2 protein-coding genes are annotated in these 2,111 nt (G+C 71.2%); both read right to left on the bottom strand.

Features of this window, described 5'->3' with window-relative positions; all coding sequences use genetic code 11:
- The coding region (locus OOT08_RS13255; RefSeq protein ID WP_325093225.1) for a homoserine dehydrogenase at positions 1-1,211 on the bottom strand (1,211 nt) is incomplete at its 3' end.
- Positions 1,212-2,111, bottom strand: a 900-nt coding sequence (locus OOT08_RS13250; protein WP_442916248.1) for a diaminopimelate decarboxylase family protein, incomplete at its 5' end; no start/stop codon positions are given.

Genomic DNA, 2,111 nt, shown 5'->3' with positions numbered 1-2,111 from the left:
GTGTGGGTGCCGAGCACCAGCGTAGCCGTTCCGGCGGTGTCCCGAGGCACCGATTGCTCGACGCTGGCCACGGAGACGCCCTGCTCCGCGAGCACGGTCGCGACCTGGGCGAGCACGCCCGGCTCGTCGGTGACCTCGAGCATGATCTGGTACTGCGTGAGCACCTCGTCGATGCTCAGGATCGGCAGGTTGGCGTGCGTGGACCCGGGGATACCGGGACCGCCGACGACGTGGCGGCGGGCGGCCGAGACGACGTCGCCGAGCACCGCAGAGGCGGTCTCCTTGCCGCCTGCGCCCGCGCCGTAGAACATCAGGCTCCCGGCGGCCTCCGCCTCAACGAAGATCGCGTTCTTGCCCTCGTGCACGGTGGCAAGGGGGTGCTGCCGCTCGATGAGCGCCGGGTACACGCGGGCGGAAACGCCCTCGACGCCGTCCTGGTCGACGACCCGCTCGGCGATCGCGAGCAGCTTGATGACGAAGCCCGCGGCGCGCGCGGCCTCGATCTGGGCCGCGGTGATCTGCGTGATGCCCTCGCGGTGCACCCGCTCGACCGGGACGTTCGTGTGAAAGGCGATCCCGGCGAGGATCGCGGCCTTCTGCTGTGCGTCATAGCCCTCGACGTCGAGCGTCGGGTCGGCCTCCAGGAAGCCGAGATCGCTGGCGACGCGGGCGGCGTCCTCCGCGCTGTCGCCGAAGCGGTCCATCCGGTCCAGGATGTAGTTCGTTGAGCCGTTCACGATGCCCATCACGCGGGTGATGTGGTCGCCCGCGAGGCTCTCGCGGAGCGGGCGGATGATGGGGATCGCCCCGGCCACGGCGGCCTCGTAGTAGAGCTGCGCGCCGACCTGCTCGGCCGCCTCGGCGAGCTCGCTGCCGTGCGCGGCAATCAGGGCTTTGTTCGCGGTGACCACGTCGGCCCCCGCGCCGATGGAGCGCACGATGAGCTCGCGCGCGGGCTCGATGCCGCCCATCAGCTCGACGACGATGTCCGCGCCGAGCACGAGCTGTTCCGCGTCGGTCGTGAACAGCTCCTGCGGCAGCTCGACATCGCGGGGCGCGCTCGTGTCGCGCACCGCGATCCCGGTGAGCTCCAGGCGGGCGCCGATGCGCAGCGCGAGCTCGTCCCCGTGCTCGCGGAGCAGCCGCGCGACCTGCGCGCCAACCGATCCACAGCCGAGCAGGGCAACCTTGAGATTGCGGTACCCGTTCACTTATTTACTCCATTCGACGTTGCGGGCGAGGAGGTCGGCCTCGGTCTCGCCACGGACAATCACGCGGGCCTGGCCGTCGAAAACGGCGACGACCGGGGGACGCGGGACGTAGTTGTAGTTGCTGGACAGGGACCAGCAGTAGGCGCCCGTCGCGGGCACCGCGAGCAGGTCCCCCGGGGTCACGTCGGCGGGCAGGTGGTCGCGGTCCACGACGATGTCGCCGGACTCGCAGTGCTTCCCCACCACGCGCACGAGCTGTGCCCCGGCGTCTGAGCGCCGGTTCGCGAGCCGCACCTGGTACTGGGCGTCGTAGAGCGCGGTCCGAGCGTTATCGCTCATCCCGCCGTCCACGCTGACGTAGAGGCGGGTCTCGCCCTCGTCGATGGCGACCGGCTTGGTGGTGCCGACCGTGTAGAGCGTGAGGCCCGCCGGGCCGATGATGGCCCGGCCGGGCTCGAAGGCCACCTTGGGCAGGGCGATCCCGTACTCGTCGGCGGTTTCCTTCACGATGTCCGCGAGCTGCGCCGCGACCTCGTCGATCACGGGGGGCTCATCGCCCGAGACGTAGGCGATGCCGAAGCCGCCGCCGAGGTTCAGCTCGGGCACGGGCCCGCCCTCGGCGAGCTCGGCGTAGACGCTCATCAGGCGACGCGCGGACTCGCGGAAGCCGTCGGTCGCGTAAATCTGGGAGCCGATGTGGCAGTGCAGGCCGACAAAGTCCAGGGAGTCGTGCGCGCGAATCTTCCCGGCGAGCTCGACGGCGCGGCCGAGCGGCAGGCCAAACTTCTGGTCCTCGTGCGAGGTGGCGAGGAAGTCGTGGGTGCTCGCGTGCACGCCGCTGTTGACCCGGAAGCGCACCCGCTGGCGCACCCCGGCGGCGCTCGCGGCGGCCGCGACGCG

The sequence above is a fragment of the Leucobacter sp. M11 genome (assembly GCF_035726885.1).
Taxonomy (GTDB): domain Bacteria; phylum Actinomycetota; class Actinomycetes; order Actinomycetales; family Microbacteriaceae; genus JAPFRB01.
This window is presented reverse-complemented; position numbering and strand designations above follow the sequence as displayed.